The organism is Candidatus Thermokryptus mobilis (assembly GCF_900070205.1).
Taxonomy (GTDB): Bacteria; Bacteroidota; Ignavibacteria; order Kryptoniales; family Kryptoniaceae; genus Kryptonium; species Kryptonium mobile.
Map to the genome: position 1 here is coordinate 180,060 of NZ_FAOO01000002.1, position 20,566 is coordinate 200,625.

18 protein-coding genes are annotated in these 20,566 nt (G+C 39.8%); 3 read left to right on the plus strand and 15 right to left on the minus strand.

Annotated features, from left to right (window positions below; translation table 11 throughout):
* Positions 1 to 7 precede the first annotated feature (7 nt).
* Genes FKZ43_RS02005 through FKZ43_RS02015 form a run of 3 tightly spaced genes read left to right on the plus strand, consistent with a single transcriptional unit; the run spans position 8 to position 3,275 of the window.
* Positions 8 to 1,297, plus strand: a complete 1,290-nt coding sequence (locus FKZ43_RS02005) for an adenylosuccinate synthase (protein ID WP_140944205.1) — start codon at positions 8 to 10, stop codon at positions 1,295 to 1,297.
* The gene (locus FKZ43_RS02010) at positions 1,294 to 2,472 is read left to right on the plus strand and encodes a sensor histidine kinase (RefSeq protein WP_140944206.1); all 1,179 of its coding nucleotides are present in this window, start codon (positions 1,294 to 1,296) and stop codon (positions 2,470 to 2,472) included. The genes FKZ43_RS02005 and FKZ43_RS02010 overlap by 4 nt, the downstream gene beginning before the upstream one ends.
* Positions 2,469 to 3,275 (plus strand): class I SAM-dependent methyltransferase, encoded by an 807-nt coding sequence (locus FKZ43_RS02015; RefSeq protein WP_140944207.1) that lies wholly within the window; start codon positions 2,469 to 2,471, stop codon positions 3,273 to 3,275. Before FKZ43_RS02010 ends, FKZ43_RS02015 begins: the two co-directional genes overlap by 4 nt.
* 1 nt (position 3,276) lies before the next feature.
* Here the strand turns inward: FKZ43_RS02015 and mutL are convergent, their stop codons facing one another.
* The 15 genes from mutL to FKZ43_RS02090 form a co-directional block, all read right to left on the minus strand.
* Positions 3,277 to 5,106, minus strand: coding sequence for a DNA mismatch repair endonuclease MutL (gene mutL, locus FKZ43_RS02020; protein WP_140944208.1), 1,830 nt, complete (start codon positions 5,104 to 5,106; stop codon positions 3,277 to 3,279).
* Between the two features lie 16 nt (positions 5,107 to 5,122).
* Entirely contained in the window at positions 5,123 to 5,341 is a 219-nt protein-coding gene (locus tag FKZ43_RS02025; RefSeq protein ID WP_140944209.1) for a hypothetical protein, read from the minus strand.
* A gap of 8 nt (positions 5,342 to 5,349) precedes the next feature.
* The gene (locus tag FKZ43_RS02030) at positions 5,350 to 6,366 is read right to left on the minus strand and encodes a dipeptide epimerase (RefSeq protein ID WP_140944210.1); all 1,017 of its coding nucleotides are present in this window, start codon (positions 6,364 to 6,366) and stop codon (positions 5,350 to 5,352) included.
* Positions 6,367 to 6,381: 15 nt separating this feature from the next.
* Positions 6,382 to 7,209: a sulfite exporter TauE/SafE family protein gene (locus tag FKZ43_RS11580; protein ID WP_140944211.1), complete on the minus strand. Its 828-nt coding sequence runs from the start codon at positions 7,207 to 7,209 to the stop codon at positions 6,382 to 6,384.
* Positions 7,206 to 8,852 carry a S41 family peptidase gene (locus tag FKZ43_RS02040; RefSeq protein WP_140944212.1) on the minus strand — a complete coding sequence of 549 codons (1,647 nt, stop codon included), beginning with the start codon at positions 8,850 to 8,852 and terminating at the stop codon, positions 7,206 to 7,208. The genes FKZ43_RS11580 and FKZ43_RS02040 overlap by 4 nt, the downstream gene beginning before the upstream one ends.
* On the minus strand, positions 8,849 to 9,472 hold the full coding sequence (gene tmk, locus FKZ43_RS02045; RefSeq protein WP_140944213.1) for a dTMP kinase: 624 nt from the start codon (positions 9,470 to 9,472) through the stop codon (positions 8,849 to 8,851). The genes FKZ43_RS02040 and tmk overlap by 4 nt, the downstream gene beginning before the upstream one ends.
* Positions 9,472 to 10,476 carry a Gfo/Idh/MocA family protein gene (locus FKZ43_RS02050; protein ID WP_140944214.1) on the minus strand — a complete coding sequence of 335 codons (1,005 nt, stop codon included), beginning with the start codon at positions 10,474 to 10,476 and terminating at the stop codon, positions 9,472 to 9,474. The genes tmk and FKZ43_RS02050 overlap by 1 nt, the downstream gene beginning before the upstream one ends.
* Entirely contained in the window at positions 10,463 to 12,400 is a 1,938-nt protein-coding gene (gene dxs / locus FKZ43_RS02055; protein ID WP_140944215.1) for a 1-deoxy-D-xylulose-5-phosphate synthase, read from the minus strand. Before dxs ends, FKZ43_RS02050 begins: the two co-directional genes overlap by 14 nt.
* A gap of 7 nt (positions 12,401 to 12,407) precedes the next feature.
* Complete coding sequence (gene xseB, locus FKZ43_RS02060; protein ID WP_140944216.1) at positions 12,408 to 12,671, minus strand: exodeoxyribonuclease VII small subunit; 264 nt, start codon at positions 12,669 to 12,671, stop codon at positions 12,408 to 12,410.
* Positions 12,655 to 13,890 carry an exodeoxyribonuclease VII large subunit gene (gene xseA, locus FKZ43_RS02065; protein ID WP_140944217.1) on the minus strand — a complete coding sequence of 412 codons (1,236 nt, stop codon included), beginning with the start codon at positions 13,888 to 13,890 and terminating at the stop codon, positions 12,655 to 12,657. The genes xseB and xseA overlap by 17 nt, the downstream gene beginning before the upstream one ends.
* Positions 13,891 to 14,001: 111 nt before the next feature.
* On the minus strand, positions 14,002 to 14,922 hold the full coding sequence (locus tag FKZ43_RS02070) for a thiamine pyrophosphate-dependent enzyme (RefSeq protein ID WP_140944218.1): 921 nt from the start codon (positions 14,920 to 14,922) through the stop codon (positions 14,002 to 14,004).
* A gap of 13 nt (positions 14,923 to 14,935) precedes the next feature.
* A complete protein-coding gene (porA, locus tag FKZ43_RS02075; RefSeq protein ID WP_419951024.1) occupies positions 14,936 to 16,171 on the minus strand; it encodes a pyruvate ferredoxin oxidoreductase in 1,236 nt (411 codons plus the stop codon).
* Between the two features lie 16 nt (positions 16,172 to 16,187).
* The gene (porD, locus tag FKZ43_RS02080; protein WP_140944219.1) at positions 16,188 to 16,478 is read right to left on the minus strand and encodes a pyruvate synthase subunit PorD; all 291 of its coding nucleotides are present in this window, start codon (positions 16,476 to 16,478) and stop codon (positions 16,188 to 16,190) included.
* The gene (locus FKZ43_RS02085) at positions 16,475 to 17,038 is read right to left on the minus strand and encodes a 2-oxoacid:acceptor oxidoreductase subunit gamma family protein (protein ID WP_140944220.1); all 564 of its coding nucleotides are present in this window, start codon (positions 17,036 to 17,038) and stop codon (positions 16,475 to 16,477) included. Before FKZ43_RS02085 ends, porD begins: the two co-directional genes overlap by 4 nt.
* A 150-nt stretch (positions 17,039 to 17,188) precedes the next feature.
* Complete coding sequence (locus FKZ43_RS02090) at positions 17,189 to 20,566, minus strand: DUF4175 family protein (protein ID WP_140944221.1); 3,378 nt, start codon at positions 20,564 to 20,566, stop codon at positions 17,189 to 17,191.

Below are 20,566 nucleotides of genomic sequence, written 5' to 3' on the forward strand. Positions count from 1 at the left end.
CTGAAAAATGTCATTTAAAATCCCTGACGGCGCCGTTTGGGTCATCCTCGGCGCCCAGTGGGGAGATGAAGGAAAAGGGAAAATAGTTGACCTTCTGAGTGAAAACGCAGATATAGTCGTAAGATATCAAGGCGGATCAAACGCCGGGCATACCGTTTCATTTGATGGAAAAACATACATCCTACATTTGCTCCCATCGGGAATTTTCCATCAAAATGTAACCTGTGTGATCGGTAACGGGGTTGTGATTGACCCAATCGCTTTAATGGATGAAATAGAAATGGTCAAGTCAGCTGGCGTTGATATAAAAGGACGTCTTCTAATAAGTCACAACGCCCATCTGATAATGCCTTATCATAAGCTTCTTGATAAAATTTACGATCAAGGAGAAGACAAAATCGGAACAACCGGAAGAGGGATAGGTCCTGCTTATGTTGATAAATATGCAAGGGTTGGTATAAAAGTCGTTGATCTTCTTGACAGGGAAATCTTGTGCAGAAAGCTAAGGAAAAACATTGAAGCTAAGAACGAAATCCTTGAGAAAATTTACGGCACAACAAAGCTTGATGTTGAAAAAATTATTGACGAATACATTGAATTTGACAAGAAAATTGACGAGTTCGTCACCGATACAGCGTTATATTTAAACAACGCTATAAAAGGGAAAAAGAAAATTTTACTTGAAGGGGCTCAAGGTGCTCTTCTTGACATTGATCACGGGACATATCCCTTTGTCACATCTTCAAACCCAACAGCTGGCGGTGCTTCAACTGGTTCCGGAATTCCGCCGACGAAAATTAACGGAGTTATAGGAGTTATAAAAGCATATACAACACGGGTTGGCGAAGGACCATTCCCGACGGAATTGAAGGATGAAATCGGCGATCACATAAGAGAAAAAGGTTTTGAATTCGGCGCAACAACAGGAAGACCGAGAAGGTGCGGATGGCTTGATATTGTAAGTTTAAAATACTCAATCATGATAAACGGCATTGATAAACTCGCCTTGACAAAAATTGATGTCCTAAGTGAGCTTGACGAGATTAAAATCTGCGTCTCTTACGAAATCAACGGGAAGAAATTGAAAAACTTTCCTACAAACCCCGAAGCTCTCTCAAAGGTCACACCGATATATGAAACACTGAGAGGTTGGAAAAAAGACCTCTCAAATATCAGCTCCTATTCGGAATTGCCAGCCGAGGCGAAAGAGTTCGTTGAAGCGATAGAGTTTTTCACAGGAATTGAAATTTCAATAATATCCATCGGGGCAGATAGAAAACAAACGATTTTGAAATGACAAAGGCGGTAAATATAAAAAGGGCGTTGATTTTGTTCGGGGTAACGATAGCGCTTTCAATTTTATATTACACGAATATAATCGTCAAAAACCTTGAAAGAAGGGAAAGACAGATAGCAAACCTTTATGCAAAGTCAATTGAATATATAGCAACTTCCCCTGGGACATCGGAGTATACTTTTATCTTTGACCAAATAATTCTCGCTATTGATTTCCCTGTGATCGTAACGGATCGGGAAAAAAATCCTCTCTTTTACAGAAATGTTGAAATTGACACGACACTTTTAACCGCAGAGAGAGACAAGATATTACGCCAAGAGATTGAGAAAATGGCGAAGACATTTGAGCCGATAAAAATATCCTACGGGGATACTTTGGTTTTGAACTATGTTTTTTACGGGAATTCAAAACTTGTTGAACAACTAAAAATTTTGCCATACATAATCTTTATAACCGCTGGGCTCTTCATCTTGATAGGATACTTAAGCTTTAGTTACATCAAGAAAACCGAACAGAGCAATATATGGGTTGGGCTTGCTCGTGAAACCGCTCATCAGCTTGGGACACCTCTTTCAAGCATATATGGTTGGCTTGAAATTTTGAGGACAAAGATTGATAACGGAGAGGATGTAGCAGATGTGATCCACGAAATTGAAAACGACCTTGAAAAACTTAACAAGATAACGCAAAGATTCTCAAAAATCGGTTCAAAACCGGAGTTCGTTGAGGAAAAAATTGCTGATATAATAAATTCAGTCATCAGATATTTTGAAAAAAGAATCCCTCAAACTGGGAAAAAGATAATGATATCAGTCAAAGGTGATACCTCTGCAAAGGCGTTCGTAAATAGAGAGCTTTTTGAGTGGGTAATAGAAAATCTCCTAAAAAATGCGCTTGACGCCATTGAAAACAGCGAGGGGAAAATTGAATTTAAAATCCAGGAGAAAAAGAATCTCGTCTTGATTGATGTTTCGGATACCGGCAAGGGGATAAATATGAAATACAGGAAGGACATCTTTAGACCCGGCTACACAACGAAAAAACGCGGTTGGGGACTTGGACTTAGCTTATCAAAGAGAATAATTGAGGTCTACCACAACGGAAAACTTTTCCTAAAGGAAAGTAAAATCGGGAAAGGTTCAACATTTAGAATAATCTTGAGGAAGCAAGGATGAAATACGAGAAGATAAAATCAAAAATTGATCATTTGATAAAGGGTAGGAATTTTTTGAGGAAGTTATTTTACGTGGGCTTAAACCTTATTCTTTTAAGGACTTGGCATGTGAGGAAAGAGATAAAAAACTTTTTTAAATCAAGAGATGGACAAATCAATGTGCTTGACGCTGGATGTGGATTTGGACAGTATTCTTACTTCATTGCGAAAAAATTTAAAAACTCAAATGTTATCGGCGTTGACATAAACGAAGAAAGAATCAAGGAGAGCGAAAAATTTGCACGGGAAGAAAGGATTGAGAACTTAAAATTTGACATAGCCGATCTTCAAAACTTAAACTATGAAGAGAACTTTGATCTCATACTTGCGGTTGATGTCTTAGAGCATATTGAAAACGATGCTAAGGTCTTGAAAAATTTTTACAGAGCGTTAAAAAAAGATGGACTTTTGATAATAAGCACCCCATCAACTCTTGGTGGCTCGGATGTGCACTCGGACGAGGACACAAGTTTCATTGAAGAACACATAAGACACGGATATAGCCAAGATGAAATAAAATCAAAACTTGAAGAAGCTGGCTTTGAGGATATCACCTTTAAATATACCTACGGCAAATTTGGAAGTTTATCTTGGAAATTAATGATCAAGTTTCCAATCCTTCTGCTTGGGAAAAGCTTCATTTTCGTGGTTCTACTTCCACTCTATTATCTTTTCGTTTTGATGCCGGGATTCTTGCTTATGTGGCTTGATGGAAGGGTTGAAAATAAGAGCGGGACTGGACTTCTCGTGAAAGCAAAAAAATAGATCAAATTCGTCCAAACCTTTTATCAAGTTCATCAATTGAAATTTTAATTATTATCGGTCTACCGTGAGGACAAACATACGGATTTTTCGTCAGGAAAAGTTGATCTATTAAAGTTCGCATTTCCTCGGGTGTCAGCTTATCACCGGCTTTGATTGCAGATTTGCAAGCGAATGCCTTTGCAAGGTTTTCTCTCACACTTATGTTCGGCTCAATGTTAGCATTTTCTTTGTATTGTTCAATTATCTCAATGAAAACTTCTTTCTCTTTACCCTGCTTTATCTCTGGCGGGACACCGTAAAGTATAACGGTGTTTTTCCCAAAAAGCCTTAGATCAAACCCTAAGTTCTCAAAGTAATCTTTAAGTTCCTTCACGATAGACATATCCGCCGGGGTAAGCTCAATCGTTTGAGGGAAGAGCAATTGCTGTGTAAATGGTGAATTTGAATTCAAACTATCAAGCGCCCTCTCGTACAATACCCTTTCGTGTGCGACATGTTGATCAATTATCATAAGTCCCGTTTTAATTTGAGCGATTATGTATTTGTTATGAACTTGCATAAATGTAATCGTCTCATCCCCACTCCCCTCACCTGAAGTATAAAAAACCGATTGAACTCCTGTAGAAATTTTCTCAACCGTCTCGGAGTCAATTTTAACCTTCCGACTCGTTTCAGCTTCTGGGAAAGATGAGGTGATGAAATCCAAGCTGTATTGTTGTTCCTTTTGAATTCTCTCCTTTATTGGTTCAACCAGGTTTATCAATTTGCTTTTTATCTCGGACAAGTCCGCTGACGGGCGAATTTTTATATCACCGCTTGGTTCAATTGTAAGCTCCGGGATCAAACTAAACTTTGAAAGTGAATGCTTAACCACAGCGCGGACGAAATTGTAAACCCCGGTCTCATCATCAAATTTTACCTCAAGCTTTGATGGATGCACATTGACATCAACTCTTCTTGGGTCAATTGAAATCATCAAAATAAACGATGGGAAGTTCCCTTTGTCAATCAAGTGTTCATATGCGTTAAAAACAGCGTGGCTTATCGAGCGATTGATAATGTATCGCCGATTTAGGAATATAAATTGCATTGACTTTGATTTCCTTGAAAACTCCGGTTTGCTTGTGTACCCGTATATGCTTATGTAGTCGGTCTTTTCAAAGACAGGTATAAGCGTATCAAAAAATTCATCGCCGAAGATTTGTTTTATTCTCGTCTCAAAATCAGTGCTTTCAAACTTTGCAACTACTTCATCATCGCTTATAAATTCAAACGCTATCTCCGGATAGGCGATTGCGAAACGTGTAAATGTCTCGTAAGCATGTTTAAATTCGGTGTAATCGCTTTTCAAGAAATTCCTTCTAGCTGGCGTGTTGAAGAAAAGATTTCTCACAGCGACGGATGTTCCAATCGGATGCGAGGTTTTTGATACCTCCAAAATTTTACTCCCCTCTATTTTCACCAGCGTTGCAAGCTCTTCATCGGCGGTTCTCGTTTTCAATTCAACTTTTGAGACCGCAGCGATTGAGGCAAGCGCCTCGCCCCTGAAACCAAGTGTCTTTATGTTTTCAAGGTCATCATATGTTTCAATCTTGCTAGTGGCGTGTCTTTCAAAGGCGAGAACTGCATCGTCCTCGCTCATACCACATCCATCATCAATTACCTGTATCAATGACTTTCCCGCATCCTTCAAGATGACGGTTATATTCTTCGCCCCAGCATCAATTGAATTTTCAATCAATTCCTTCACTACTGACTCCGGACGCTGGATAACTTCTCCCGCTGCGATCTTTCTAGATATTTCGTCTGGTAAAATTTTTATTCGTCCCATTTTATAAAACCAACTTTCATATCAACCCTGATAAAACAAGATAAACATAGAAAATCAAACCAACAATGATAAACCACCAAATAAGCGACTTTTTCCTTCTTTCGGAAATCCCAATGCGCTGAAACTTCAACTGTCTTTTGATCCTCTCCTTACGCTTCAGCTCCTCATCTTTCTCCGGCTTGTAATATCGCGGGATATACTCAAAGCGAAGATGTTGGGGTCTCTTGAAAAACATGGTAAATTTTAAATTAATTTTTTCACTCCAAGACCCGGTTCATCTGGAAGAACCAATTTCCCATCTTTAACTTTAACTCCATCAAAAGGGTCGTTCGTTATCAAAAGATTTCCATCAAGGTCGGCAAAATCAACAAGCGGAGAAATTTGAGCGCCTGCGGTTATACCAACCGATGATTCAATCATACAGCCAAGCATCACTTTCATATTCATAGCCCTTGCTGTGTTTATCATCTTTATCGCTTCCCTTATCCCTGTGCATTTCATCAGTTTTATGTTTATTCCATCATACGCCTTTCCTAAAATAGGAACATCCCAAAGACGAACGCAGTTCTCATCAGCTATGATTGGAATTTCAACCCTGTCTCTTACCCAAGCGATTGAATCAAGGTCATCTGCCGGCATCGGTTGTTCAACAAATTCAACCCCTTCATTTTGTAACCACTTGATTTTTTCAAGCGCGATCTCCTTCGTCTTCCACCCCTCATTCGCATCAACGCGAATGGGTTTATCTGTAACTTTCCTAATCGTGCGAATTATCTCATAATCGTTTTCAAGCCCAAGTTTGACCTTAAGAACTGGATATCCTTCTGCCTCTTTAACTTTCCTTTCAATTACTTCCGGCTCATCTATCCCAATCGTGAAAGATGTTATCGGCGTCCTTTCCTTGCTCAAACCGAAAAGTTTATAAAGCGGGATATTTAAAATCTTCCCAACTAAATCATGCAATGCGATATCAATTCCAGCTTTTGCTGAATTATTTCCGGGCTCAATTGAATCAACATAATTTAGTATATCCTCAATCTGTAAGGGATCGTTAAACTTTGAAAGGTCAACTTTCTCAAGGAAATTTTTCACCGTTTCAACATTCTCCTTATATCTTGGCGAGGGTGATGCCTCTCCATAGCCAACCAATCCGTCGTGTTCAATCTCAATTAAAACGACTTGATTTGATGTTCTAACTCCGCGGGTGATTTTGAATGGGTGCTTAAGTTTCAATTCAAAGGTTTGGTATTTTAAAATCATCTTCGGGATGAGATTTTATTTTTTGAAAAATGTCAAAATCGCAACCGTTATCAAAAGAAGGCTGAAAAGTTTCTTCAAAACCTTTGACTTAATTTTATATGATGCGTATGCGCCAAAACGACTTGTTATAACAGAGCCGAGCACTATCGGAATCCCAGCAGTGTAATCAACAAAGCCGATCATCCCTGGCATTGAAATTTCCGGATTGTTAATTCCGTTCAATATATATCCAATCGTTCCAAAAGTTGAAGTCAAAACTATAACTGAGCTTGATGTCCCGATTGCTCTTTTAATTGGGATTTTCATTAGATAATTCATAACCGGCACTAAAAGTATCCCACCGCCGACCCCGGCCAAAACAGAAACTATCCCAGCGACAAGCCCCCAAAAAAACGCCGAAATTAAGTTAACATTTGCTTTGTAATTTGATAAATCATCAATATCAATCGCTTTCTCATTTGACAAGATAAACATTCTAATTCCAGCGAAAATTATGACAATGGTGATGAAGGTCTTGATGAAGCTTCCTGAGACGCTCGTCGCCAATTTACTCCCAGCAAGCGCCGATATTATTGAGGCTAAGCCCATCGTTAAGGTAAGTTCCCACTCAACATTTTTGTTCTCAACTTGTTTTACAGTGCTTGAAATTGAAGTGAAAACAATGGTAAATAAACTTGTTGCGACCGCTATTTTGGGGATTAAATCCGTTGGTAACCCAACACTGCTGTAATAATACATTAAAATCAGGACGAGAATTATCCCCCCACCTATTCCAAAAAAGCCAGCCAAAAATCCAGCGAAAAGTCCCGATGCGAAAAGTGTTAAAATTTTTAAAACTGTCATTTTAAACCTAAAAGTAAATTGTATGCTTTTTTGTTCTTTAAAATCGCAACCGCCACCTTCACCTGATTGTCGTTTTTTAATCCCCAAGCGATCAATTCGTCCTCATATTTGTATCTTGAGATTATCTCACGGGCAAGTTCATCTGCAATCTGTTCACGATAAAGTTTGAAATAATCTATCCGCTGTGTCCTCACTTTGTTCAACATCGCTTCAACCTCGGTTATATAACCATCGTTCAACTTCTGCTTCTTTGCATATTCAATTGCTTTTTCAAGGTTTATCTCAAAACTATCTTTATATGAGAAATTGTTTTTCTTAACAAAATCCTCAAAGCGCGAAAAAACTGAGTCATTTATCACAAAATCATTCGGGATGCTCTCGTTTTCAGATCTGAACTTATTTGCGAACTTGAAAAACATTCTTCTTTGCGAAAGTGCCTCAACGAAATCACTTCTTTTCTTCTCCTCAACAATTGTGTCGGGTAATATACCACCTTCTGCGTAAACAATGCGACCATTTTTAGTTTTAAAAACTTTTTGTTCAGAGTCTGGCTTCTGAATGAAGACACCATCTGGTTTGTGGAAGTAATCAATTTCTTGAATACAGCGACCGCTTGGGGTGTAATACTTAGCGGTTGTCATCTTCAAAAAAGTGTTATAGGAGAGATAAGTTATCGTTTGAACGAGCCCTTTTCCAAATGTTTTCGTTCCAAGGACGACCCCACGGTCAAGGTCTTGGATTGCACCGGCAACGATTTCACTTGCGCTCGCACTTGAACCATTTACGACAACAACAAGAGGGACATCTAAAAGAATGGGCTTCTCCGTTGAAAAATAATTTCTAACTGCATCCGGTTTGCGTCCCTTGGTTGAAACGATCAAACTCCCCTCAGGCACAAACTTTTCAACCACATCAACCGCTGCATCAAGCAAACCCCCTGGGTTGTCGCGTAGGTCAAGAATGAGACCCTTTATCTCACCTTTTGATTGTAGATTCTTTATCGCCTTCCTTAATTCTTCCCCGGCGTTTCTGGAAAAGCGCTCAAGTTTAATATATGCGATTCCATCATCAATGAAATCATAAAAGGTTACATTTTTAACCTCAACTTCCGCACGCGTTAACTCAAAAACAAGTGGGTCGCTTACACCTTCCCTTATAACTTTAACCTTAAGCTGTGTCCCTGGCTTACCAACCATGAGAGACCTAACCTCGTCAAGCGATTTATCTTTAACATAAATGCTATCAATTTGAACTATCACATCCCCAACCCTTATTCCCGCTTTATCGGCCGGATATCCTCTTGAGACCTTTATGACGACAATTGATGTATCAAACTTTGAAATTGAAATCCCAATGCCACCATATTTCCCCGTCGTTAAAGCATCAACTTCTTCACTGTGCTTCTCATCTATAAAAACTGTGTAAGGGTCAAGTTCGCTCAACATCCCCTTTATCCCAGCTCTTATAAACTTCTCTGGGTCAACTTCGTCAACATAATTTAAGATGACCTCCTTATAAATTTTCCCGAAGACCTCAACGCTTTTATTTATCTTCAAGAAAATATCCTCATTCTGCGGGTGGAACTTCAAAAATCCCACAGCGATGAGGAATGTAAAACCGAAAAGAAAAAATTTCCGCTTCATTTTCCTCTGACCTTTAATTTTTCAGAGACGATTGACCAAACCTCGCTGCTTATCTCGTCAATCCCCCTTAAACCATTAATCACATAAAATCGCTTTTCTTCCCTTGCAAGCTCAAGATAACCATTCCTGACACGCTCGTAAAATTCAACACCCGAATTTTCCATCCTATCAAAATCGCCGTATTTCTGTCTTCTACGATTGTAAATCTCGGAAACTGGAATATCAATGAGAAATGTCAAGTCTGGAACCAATCCAGATGAAGCAAGTTCATTTACGACCTTGATTTTCTCAATATCAATTCCACGCCCATAACCTTGATAAGCAAGCGTTGAATCATAAAATCTATCGCAGATGACCACCTTCCCGGAATTAAGTGCTGGGATTATCACCTCACCGACAAGTTGCGCACGACTTGCTGAGAAAAGAAAAAGCTCAGTTACATCGCACATCTCTACATTTTCCTTATCAAGAAGGATGTTCCTTATAAGTTCAGATATCCTTGTCCCACCAGGTTCCCTCACAAATACGACTTCAAAACCATACCCTTTGAGCTTGCTGATCAAAATTTCTGCTTGTGTTGTCTTACCACAAAGGTCAACCCCTTCAAAAGTTATAAACATCACATTAAGAAAATTTCTTTTCCTCTTTCAGCGGATTTATACACCGCATCAACGATTTTCATCCTGTAGAGAGCGTCCTCAGCGCTTGAAACAAGCGGATGAAGCCCACGAACAGCTCCGATGAAATGTTTGATTTCGTTTTCATACGACTTCAAATATAAAACCTCAGGTCTATCCATTTTTTCAGGAGCAAGGTTTATAAGCTTGCCCTGTATGTCTTTATAAATTCTAAACGGGTTCAATTCCCCGGTGCCCTCCGTTCCAAAAATGTTAAGATAAAAGATTGAATTCTCAAACTCATATGACCAACTAACATCAATGAATAAAGTTGAATCGTTTTTAAACTTCACGAAAACAATTGAACTATCTTCAACGGATTTCGTTTGATGTTTATAACATATTGCACTCACACTTTTAACCTCTGGATAACCCGCCATCCACAAAGCCAGGTCAAGTATGCTTATGCCAAGGTCAAGCATGACACCGCCACCAGCTTTTTCTTTCATCAAAATCCACTTCCTATCATTTGGTTTCTTGAACCAGCCAGCTTTAACATAAAAAACCGAACCAAGCTCACCTTGTTCAATAAACCCCTTCATCAACATACAATCAGGTCTAAATCTTAGATTCATACCAACCATAACTTTTCTCTTTCTTTCGCCGATCGCTTTAACGACCGATTCAGCTTCTCTGTAGCTTCTGGCAAGGGGTCTTTCAACGAAAACATCCTTTCCAGCTTCAACGCAAGCGATCGCCATCTCAGCGTGAAGGTTCGTCGGTGTCAAAATTTCAACTGCCTCAATCTCTTCAACCTCTTGAAGCATCTTCTCATAATCGGTATAAAAATATGGGACATTGTATTTTTCAGCTATCATACGCGCCTTCGTTCTGTCCGTATCGCAAACCGCAACTATTTGGACATTTTTAATCTTTGAAAGTATCGGAAGATGAATTGCTTGAGCTATACCGCCAAGCCCAATTACAGCGAATTTAATTTCCTCCATTTCTCAAAATCTTTGTTTTATCCTTCAAAGTTTCAAACTCAAATGCTTCAAGTATCCTTTCAACGATGCCATCAGGGTCAAGCTTAAGCATTCGCCAAAGTTCCTCTTGAGTCCCATGCTCAATAAACTCATCTGGGATGCCATGAATTAAGAATCCGACATTTTTAACACCTTTCATTGCTGCATATTCAAGGACTGCGCTACCAAATCCACCTCTGATAGTGTTTTCTTCAACGGTAACAACTTTATCAAACTTCTCAAAAACATAATCAAGCAAACCCTCATCAAGTGGTTTAACAAATCTCATATTTACAACCGTTGCCTCAATCCCGTAAGATGAAAGTTTTTCACTCGCTCTCAAACACGGATAAACCATATTTCCAATCGCAAGTATTGCAAGGTCATCACCATCCCTTAAAACCTCAGCTTTGCCGATCTCAATTAGGTCAAAATCCTTTTTCAATGGAACGCCTACACCATTTCCCCTTGGATACCTTATCGCAACAGGACCTTTGTTATACACCGTTGCAGTGTAGAGCATATCCCTGAGTTCGCTTTCATCTTTCGGCGCCATTATCACCATATTCGGTATGAGGCGCAAATAGCTAAGATCAAACGCACCGTGATGTGTCGGTCCATCAGCACCAACGAGCCCAGCTCTATCAATCGCAAAAACGACATGAAGACGCTGAAGCGCAACATCGTGAATTATCTGATCAAAAGCTCTTTGTAAAAATGTTGAATAAATCGCACATATAGGAACATAACCCTCTGTCGCCAGCCCAGCTGAAAAGGTCACAGCGTGTTGCTCCGCTATACCAACATCAAAAAATCTTTCTGGAATCTCCTTCTTTAAAATGTTAAGTCCTGTACCATCAGGCATTGCAGCGGTTATACCGACAATCTTACTGTTTTGCCTTGCAAGTTGAACCACCGCCTCACCAAAAACCTTCGTGTAACTTGGTGGTTGTGGTTTATCACTTTTATACATTTTACCGGTGATTTTATCAAAAGGGGTCACACCGTGAAGCTTCTGTTCGTCCTCCTCAGCTGGTTTATAACCTTTGCCTTTCTGTGTTATAACATGAAGGAGAATTGGACCGTTAAGATTTTTTATCTCAGATAAAATCCTTATCAACTTTTGAATGTTATGCCCGTTCACAGGTCCAAAATATCTAAAACCTAGCGCTTCAAATAACATACCCGGCGTTATTATCGCCTTGACCCCACCTTCAACCTTAGCTGCAAGCCTTCTTATCCTATCCCCGATGCCATCAAGCTGACCCGTTAAGTCCCAAACAAACGACTTCAACTTGTTGTAATGCGAACTTGCGATCAACTCGGTGAAATACTTTGAAACCGCCCAAACATTTGGTGAAATTGACATATTGTTGTCATTTAAAATCACGATCAAATTTTTCTTTAAAACCCCGGCATTGTTCATCGCTTCATAAGCAAGACCAGCCGTCATAGCGCCATCTCCAATTATAGCAACGACTTTATAATCTTGTTCATCAAAATCCCTTGCCGTGGCTATTCCAAGAGCAGCTGAAATTGAAGTTGAAGCATGACCAGCCCCAAAGACATCATAAATGCTCTCACTTCTCTTAAGAAAACCACTTATTCCTCTAAACTGTCTTATCGTATGAAAAACATCCCTACGCCCCGTTATTATCTTGTGAACATAACCTTGATGCCCGGTATCCCAGATGATTTTATCTTTCGGTGCATTAAAAACATAGTGCACCGCAAGCGTCAACTCAACCACGCCCAAGCTCGCCCCGAGATGACCCCCAACTCTTGAAATAGTATCAATGATAAATTCCCTTATCTCACTTGCGAGCTTTTCAAGCTCACGGATATCCAAACTTTTCAAATCATCAGGTGAATTTACCTTCGGCAAGATGCGATAATCTGTGCCCATTTAAACCTCAAAATTTGTTGTTAAGATCGTCAAAGTCAATCAGTGTGAAACCTCGCAATTCATCTTTGACTATTTTCTTTATTCTAAGCTCTGCTTGCAAAAGTTTATCCATACAATACTTTGAAAGTTTAACTCCCCGCTCATACATCTCTATTGCCTCATCAAGCGAAACCTCACCCGCCTCAAGCTTCTCAACTATAACTTGAAGTTCCCTTAAAGCTTGCTCAAATGTTAAATTCTCAATTTCTTCTGCTTCATTCTTCTTCGCCATAACCCTTCACCACCCCTTTTATTGTTCCATCTGAAAGTTTAATTTTAAACTCATCATTTAAATCCAACTCTTTTTTACTGTGAACTATCCTGCCATCTTTATAAACTATTGCATAACCCCTCTTCAGAGCAAGTTCAGGATTAACCGATTCAAATCTTTTAAGCCATTGCACAAAATTTTGCTTCAAAATCTCAAACTTATGTGACATAGCGATATCAAGCGCTCTACTTAAATCATCAACCCTCATCGTGTATTGCCTGAGCCAATCAATCGGTCTATTAAAGGCATAGCTCTTCACAAGATGTTCAACCTCTCTTTTGCTCATTTTAATCTTATCCATAACAAGTTGATGAATAGTATACCAAATATTTCGGACATTTTCAAGAACATCATCCCGATTTTTAACCACAAGTTCAGCAGCAGCTGATGGTGTTGGCGCCCTCAAATCCGCAACGAAATCACTTATGCTATAATCAATCTCGTGACCGACAGCGCTTATTATAGGAATCCTTGATGCAAAAATTGCCCTCGCAACGATTTCTTCATTAAAAGCCCACAAATCCTCAATTGATCCTCCACCTCTACCGACAATTATCACATCAACTCCACCATAACGGTTAAAATCGTAAATAGCTTGAGCTATCTCCTCAGCTGCCCCCTCACCTTGAACTTTTACAGGATAAAGTATAATTTCAACCGCTGGAAAACGACGCGAAATTATGTTTATCATATCCCTTATCGCAGCTCCTGTAGGACTTGTCACTATCCCAATCCTATTTGGATATTCAGGGATTGGCTTCTTATACTTTCTATCAAACAAACCCTCAGCGGCTAGCTTCTGCTTCAACATCTCAAACTTCATTTGAAGCTCTCCAATTCCCAATGGCTCAATGAAATCAACTATAATCTTATATTCACCGTTTGGCTCATAAACCTCAACCTTTCCATGGACAAGAACCTTATCACCATCTTTAAACCTGAAATTCTTCAAATAAATGTCCGCTCTACTCTTCCATAAAGCTGCCTTTATTGAAGCGTTCTCATCCTTTAAAGTGAAATAAACATGTCCCGAGGTGTGAATCTTATAATTTGATATCTCGCCCTGAAGCCAAACATCTTGAAACCTTGGCTCAAGTTCAATATGCTTCTTGATCTCATAAGTCAGTTCAGAAACAGTCAAAATTTTGTCCCTTGATAACAAGGGATAAGCATTAAACATACCCTTTGAAGCTGATTATTCTTTTTGAGAAATTTAAACAAAAATTCAAAAAATAAAAAAGGTCGCCCCATTAAAGGAGCGACCCTTAAGGTGCAATTTATGAGGTGGTCATCATGCGCCAGCAAGTTCAAGAAGACGAGCCCACCTTCTATCAACCTCAGATTGTATCTGCTCAACCAAATGCTGATTTTCTGGCTTTAAAAGATGTGAAAATCTACCTTGAACCTTGAGCCACTCAATCACTGGCTTTTTCTCCCGCGGTCTGTAATTAATTTTGTATTTCCCATTCTCAACCTCATAAAGTGGCCAAACACATGTCTCAACTGCAAGCTTCGCAACCTCAATCCCCTTCTCAGCTGGATACCTCCAACCAAGAGTGCAAGGGGCAAGAATATTTATAAATTTCGGTCCCTTTATACTCAACGCTTTCTCAACCTTCATGTTAAGGTCCTTCCAATTGTGAACCGACGCTTGCGCTACATAAGGTATCCCATGCGCAGCCATTATCTGAGTTAAGTCCTTTGGAAATTGTTTCTTCCCAAATTCAACAACCCCAACAGGAGTTGTGGCAGTTTGTGCACCAAATGGAGTAGCGCTAGACCTTTGAATTCCAGTGTTCATATATGCTTCATTATTGTAACAAATGTAAAGCACATCATGCCCTCTTTCAGCCATCCCAGAAAGCGCCTGAAATCCTATATCATAGGTTCCTCCATCTCCACCAAAAGCAATGATTTTTATTTCCTTATCTATTTTCCCCTTCTTCTTCAAAACCTTATAAGCTGATTCAACGCCACTCATAACAGCTGCCACATTCTCAAACGCAACATGAATATAAGGCACATTCCAAGCAGTGTATGGGAAAATCGTTGAAACAACTTCCATACAACCAGTCGCAAAACCAACAACACATGGATAATTGACCGATAATGTGACTTGTCTTAAAGCTACCGCTGGAAGACATCCAGCGCAAGCTCTGTGCCCTGATGTAAATTTTACCTCACGCTGTGATAACTCTTTTAAGTTCGCCATCTTTAAAAAAACTTTAATTTTTAACTTTTAACCCCTTCACCCTTTCAAAATAATCCTCTTCACCGCGAACTCCGATAAATCTCGGTAATTTTGGAACTTCCCCAGAAATTCTCACCTTATCAAGTTCAAAGAAAATCTTCTCAATATCACTTGGACTTATATCCCTACCACCAAGCCCATAGATATAATTGACCACAGGAAGATCAGAATACTTCGTCCCTTGCAAGACCGACTTAACATCAAGACAGACTGGACCATAAGGAGCGCCAAACGCTATCGCCCTGTCCATAACACCAACAACCGAAGCACCAGAGAGAAACTCAAACACCTCATCTCTCGGGAAAGGTCTATAAAGCCGAATTTTTAAAGCCCCGACCTTCATACCCTTTAACCTCAAATTATCAACCACATCTTTTATAGTTCCGGCAGTTGAACCAAGCGATATTAAAACAACATCTGCATCGTCAATCTCATACGGCTCAACATATTGATACCTCCTTCCACTTATTTTATAAAACTCATCCTCAATTTCCTTTATAAACCTATAAGCACTCTCCATCGCTTCAGCTTGAGCCCTTTTATGCTCAAAATAATAATCCTGAAGGTCAAGCGGACCAAATGTCACAGGGTTTTCAACATCAAGAAGCTTATACCTTGGATTATATTCACCGATGAAATTTTTCACAACCTCATCATCAAGGACCTCAACTCTTTCCATAGTATGGCTTATGATAAAACCATCCATTGTCACCATAACCGGGAGAAGTATCTCGGGGTGTTCTGCGACCCTTATAGCAATTATCGTGTTGTCATAAGCTTCTTGAGCGTTTTCAGAGAAAATTTGTATCCACCCGGAATCGCGTGCCCCCATCGTATCCGAATGATCGCAGTGTATGTTTATCGGAGCGCTTAAAGCCCTATTTACAACAGCCATGACTATCGGCAACCTTAAACCAGCTGCAATGTAAAGAATTTCCCACATCAGAGCAAGACCCTGCGAACTTGTAGCGGTCATAGCCCTCACGCCAGCTGCACTTGCTCCAACAGTTGCGCTCAAAGCACTATGCTCCGATTCAACTAAAACCAGCTCTGTATCAACAAGCCCGTCCGCAACAAATTCAGCAAACTTGTGCATCAACTCCGTCTGTGGAGTTATAGGATAAGCTGCAACAACATCAGGGTTTATCTGCCTCATGGCTTCAGCAACCGCTTCATTCCCAGTTAAAGCCATAACTTTCATTTTTTCCATCCCTCCAAATTTTTTATCACTGATGTTCAAGAACCATAGTTATTGCCTTTGCTTTATCCGGACATACTTCGGCACAAATACCGCATCCCTTACAATGGTCATAATCAAAACCCACCATTTTCCCGTCACTTACTAAAATTGAATTGTCAGGACAATAAATCCAGCAAATCAAGCAATCATTGCACTTTGACCTGTCAAGCACCGGTCTGAACGTCCTCCACGAACCAGTTTTATACTTAACAGCTGAACCCGGCTCAACAACAAGCCCGCCAATCGGAAGTTCAAACCATTTCTTTAACTCGCTCATTCCTCCTTTACCTCCTCAAACGCTTTTTTTATCGCTTGAATGTTCCCTTCAATAACTTTTGAACTATACCTTTTACTGAATTTCTTAGCTATGTTCTTCAAGAGCGTATCAAGGTCAAGAACGCTCGTAACCCTTATCAAAGCCCCAAGCATAACCGTATTCGGTATCGGCTTCCCTATCGTCTCAAGTGCTATTTTAGTGGCATTTACAGTGTAAATTTTCCTACTCTTTATTCCAAACTTTTCGCGCACCTGTTTCGGGGAAAGCTCAGTGTTAATTATCAAAACACCATCATCTGGCATCCCTTCCGTGACATCAATCGTCTCAAGAAGCGTTTGATCAAGCACCACAACAACCTGCGGATTTTCAATCCCACTGCGAACCCTTATTGGCTTATCATCAATCCTCGTGAATCCTTTAACCGGCGCACCCATTCTCTCAGGACCATATTCGGGAAAACCCTGTGCATATTTCCCTTCCTCAATTGATGTCTCAGCAAAAAGAAGTGAAGCGGTTTTAACACCTTGACCTCCACGACCATGCCATCTTATCTCAATCATCCCAAAGAAAAATTTAATTTTTACTGCAAAATGTTCTTTAACCAATCATTAAAAATCGTGCCAAACAAAAAAATTAAAAATCAATGGGTTTAAAAACGGAATTTGATTAAATTTGACACAAAAATTTGAAATGGTCGCAAACTGAAACAATCATTTCTGTAGGGAACGCAAAAGCTCAATATATTTCCTTATCAACGCCTCATAATCCCTGTGATAGTTTTCGCGAACTGATTTTAAAAGCTCTTGGAAAATTTTATCCCTCTCCTCTTGAAGGTTAAGCTCGGAAGGGCTTTCTCTGACTATGTTTTGACCCGGACGGGATTCTCTTCGCTTTTCAAAATCTCTCTCGTGAATTGAACGCTGAGCATCAAGAAGGCGGGAAAGAATTCTATCCTGTTTCCTTATCGTCTCTTCAGTTAAATTGTTTGATTCAAGATCACTTACGACTTCTTTCATCTCCTCAGCGATTTTATTCAAATCGCCAAGTATCCGTCCCCTATTTCCAGAGATTTCAGCCTCTTTCATAAGTTCCTGAAGAGATTTCCTTATCAATTCCTGTTGAGCAGCTAACCTTGCCATCTCCGCCTGTTGCTGAAGTGAAAGCTGTTGCATAAGTTCCTGTGTCGCTTGATTCAAACCAAGCTGTTGCATTGCAAGTTGGTTCAATTGTTGAAGTAAGAACTGCAAACCTCCACCTGCCCCACCTTGCATAAGCGCTTGCATAGCGTTTCCAAGTTGTATCACAGCCCTGTTAAGCGAGCTCATCGCCTCTGTCTGAAATCTTAAAGCGCTTGAATTATCCCGAGCCGAAAGCGACTCAACTGATCGGTGCATATTTATCAAAGCTGAACCGATCTCCCTGCCCATATCTGGCGTGATAGCAAATGTCTTCTGCGAAAGCTCAATCAACGAATTAGCGACAGAATTTAAACCAGAGAGTAAATCCATCTGCTGTCTGGCAAGATCACGCAACTTTGATGAACCCTGAGCTGAGGTCATCGTCTCCTGCTTAACTTCTTCCTGCCCCTTTGAAAGGTTTAAAAGGTCCTGCTGAACCTTCTGCATCTGTGAAATTATCTGGCGCTGTTGATTCTGCATAAGCTGTTGCTGAAGCGACTGAAGTTCACTTTGCATCTGCATTAAATCCTGAGAAACCTCAAACTGCATCTGCATCGCTACTCCCAAGTCACCCAAAGCCAACCTATCTCCAATTTTATCAAAACCCTCATCCATTTTCTTATCCCTTAACTCATTCAAAATTTTATTAAGCGAATCAACTGGCATCTCATCCGAAAACTCTTTCATCCTCTCCTTTATCTCCTCAAGCGACTCCTCAATTTGCCTGATATCATCTTTCAAACTCCTCTGCTCATCGCTTAACTCCTTGAGTTTACCCTTGTCCTCCGGGTTAACCTGCGCCGTTTTCTTTCTCAAATCTTCCTGCTTATCTATTGCCTGCTCCACCTGTTTCAAAACCTCACTCAACTTTTGTTCAATCTGAATCCTCCTCAAAAGATTTAAAGTCCTCTCAATGCTCCTTCTAAAACTCTCCTCCGAAAATTGAAACCTCTCAAGCGCCTGCCTTAACATATCGGGATCAATGTTCTGCAACGCTTGCTCAAACCTCTTCATCAGCTCCTTTAACTCCGGAATGTCAAGCTGATTGAGCAACTTTTGAAGCTCAAGATACTTTTCAAGCGTCTCGGGCGAGAGAAGGCGATTTTCCTCCATCTTTTGAACAAGTTCTTGAAGTTTTTGACTTGTCTCCTTTATCCTGTTCCTCAACTCATCATATTTCTTTGCTATATTCTGTATCTTCTGCTGTCTTTGCCAATCCCCTTTGATGTTCCCCCTTTTTAAATCTCTGTCAATCTCATCCATCTCTTTTCTCAACTTCTTCGCCATCTCAAAAATATCACTCATCTGCTGATAAATCTCACCCTGCATCTGCTCAACCTGAGCTAAAATCTCATACAACGATGGAAATCTAACCGTGTAAATTTCCGTCCTAGCTGATTTAGGACCGCTAACCATATCATTATCAAAAACTTCAAGGTAATAACTCACAACATCATCCGGCGACAACTCAAGCTCGGACAAATCCCAAACATAATGAATCTCTTGTTCCTTTAATCTCTTGTCAAGCGGGATCTCAACATAATTAAACTCTTCCCGTGGTTTAATATATCTTGAAAAACTCAATCTATAAGCAAGGCGCAACTTTGTAAAGCCAAAGTCATCACCAATTTTTGCATTTACGAGCAAGCTCATATCTCTGCCGATGTCAACACTTCTCTCCGGCTTTAAAATTTCAATCTTCGGATGTTCATCTGGAATGACATTAATTCTATATTCAACCGGCTGTTCACTTCTTAAACCATCCTTGCTCAAAAGCTCAATGTGATAGTTTGAATTTCTCATCAACTTAACCTTACCATTAGCCCTTTCCCCAGAAATTTCCAAAGCAACAGAAGAAGAATCATCATCAAAAACAATTTTTGCGGAGTCTAGGTCTTTGTTCGCCAAAATTTCAAAATTTGCAACAGTTCCAACTATCGCCGTTATATCGCCAGAATTATCATCAAGATATTGCGGTTCAAACCCGGTATATTCTGGATAAACAAGCTTGACCTTCAACAACTTGACAATCGGTCTGTCAATGACATCTATCTTAAACTTTTCGCTTTTTATATCCTTAAATCTAACGAAATACTCAAGCGAAGCCCTGAGATTTAAAATTTCATTCTCAAACCATCCTCCCCCACTTCTCTTAATTTTTTTAACTTCAAATTCCTTCACCCCAGGTTGAGTCGTCCAAATTTCAATTTCGCTTGGTTCAATAATCCCTTGTCTCTGTGGCTTGACATAAATCCTAATTTTGACATTTGAACCCTTCGCTACAACAGTATCCCCGGGCTCAACCCTTATAAAATAATCGGACGGCTTAATAAAATTATAGTTGTAGTTTAAAATCCTAACATAGGAACTTCTAAATCCCGGAGATAAAATTAAAGCAACCACAAACACAAACAAAAGCGAAACAGATACGCCCAAAATTTTCCTTGAAACAGATGAATCAACATTGTCCCAATCATATCTCAAAACTTCCTTCCCAAGCTGGACGAAAGCCGATTCAATCAACTCATCGGAATAATAAGCAGAACGATTAAATCGTTGCTCATAAATTTGAAGTGCATCAAGAAGTTTATCCCCGACCTGCGGATATTTTCTCCCAACTTCATCAGCAAGCTCAAAATAAGACCTTGACCTTACAATTCCCAAAAACTTTAAAAGAGAGGGCAAAACATAAATTGAAAAGCTCAAAATCAAAGCACCTACGACAACAAAAAAAATCAAAGCCCTTGTTGGAGAGGCAAAGTAAATCCTCATCTCAAATATCCCAACCACAACGAGAACAAAGAGAGCAAATAAAACCCAAATTGAAAACCTAAACTTAAAGGTCTCAAATTCAAGCCCTCTCCTCAAACGCTTAAGTTTCTCCTCTATCTGCAAATAAATTTCCCTCAT